The organism is Parasphingomonas zepuensis (assembly GCF_036663735.1).
Classification (GTDB): Bacteria; Pseudomonadota; Alphaproteobacteria; order Sphingomonadales; family Sphingomonadaceae; genus Sphingomonas.
In genome coordinates, this window is the sequence record NZ_JAXOJO010000076.1 from 1 (window position 1) to 1082 (window position 1082).

At 65.2% G+C, this 1082-nt stretch carries 1 protein-coding gene; it reads right to left on the reverse strand.

All coding sequences use genetic code 11. The annotated features are described in order from the left end of the window. Positions 1 to 1082, reverse strand: a 1082-nt coding sequence (locus U1769_RS25370) for a FeoB small GTPase domain-containing protein (protein ID WP_332720924.1), incomplete at both ends; no start/stop codon positions are given.

The following is a 1082-nucleotide window of genomic DNA, read 5'->3' on the forward strand; positions in this document are numbered from 1 at the left end:
TCCCTTGGTCACCGTCATCCGCAGCACGAATGCCGCAGCGATCGCCCCGATAATGCCGAGCAGATACAACGCCAGCAGCACCAGCCCCTGAAGGCCGATCCCCGGCCCGACGGTGATCGCGGGAATGAACGCACCGATGATCACGGCGTAAACCGGCAGCCGCGCCGAACATGTCATCAGCGGTGCGATCAGGATGGTGGTCAGCCGCTCCTTCGGATCGTCGATCGACCGCGTCGCCATGATCCCGGGAATGGCACAGGCAAAGGACGACAGCAGCGGAATGAACGACCGCCCCGACAGCCCGACCCCGGCCATCAGCCGATCCATCATCAGCGCGGCGCGGACCATGTAACCGGTCGCCTCAAGCAAAAGGATGAACAGGAACAGGATCACGATCTGCGGCAGGAACACGACCACCGATCCGACGCCGTTGATGATCCCTTCGATCAACAGGTCGCGCAGGAAATTGTCGGGCAGGTTCGCGGCGGCGGCGTCCGCCAGCCAGCCCTGCAGCCCTTCGATCCAGCCCATCGGTGCTTCCGACCAGGCATAGACCGCCTGAAACATCACGAACAGGATCGCCAGCAGCACCAGCGGCCCCGCCACCGGGTGCAATACCACCCGGTCGACCGCGCGGGTAAAGGCGCGACCGGCCGACTCCTCGATCACCGCGATCGACGCCAGCCGCCGGGCCTCGCGCTGAAAATGCGTGATTTCCGCATCGATCGCATCGGGCACCGGCGTCTTCGTACCGGTCAGCACATCGGCGAGGGCGGCACGCAGATGGTCCAGCCCGCGCTTGCGCACCGCCACCGTCTCGACCACCGGCACGCCAAGCGCAGATGCCAGCGCCGCGGTATCGATCTTCAACCCGTCGCGTGTCGCCATGTCGATCATGTTGAGCGCGACCACCATCGGACGGCCCAGTTGCTTCAGCTGAAGTACGAAACGGAGGTGATTCTCGATATTCGCCGCGTCCGTCACCACGATCAGCGCGTCGGGCAGGCGCTCTCCATCCTGCTTGCCCAGCACGACGTCGCGCGTGACCTGCTCATCCGGGCTGGACGGGTCGAGGCTGTAGG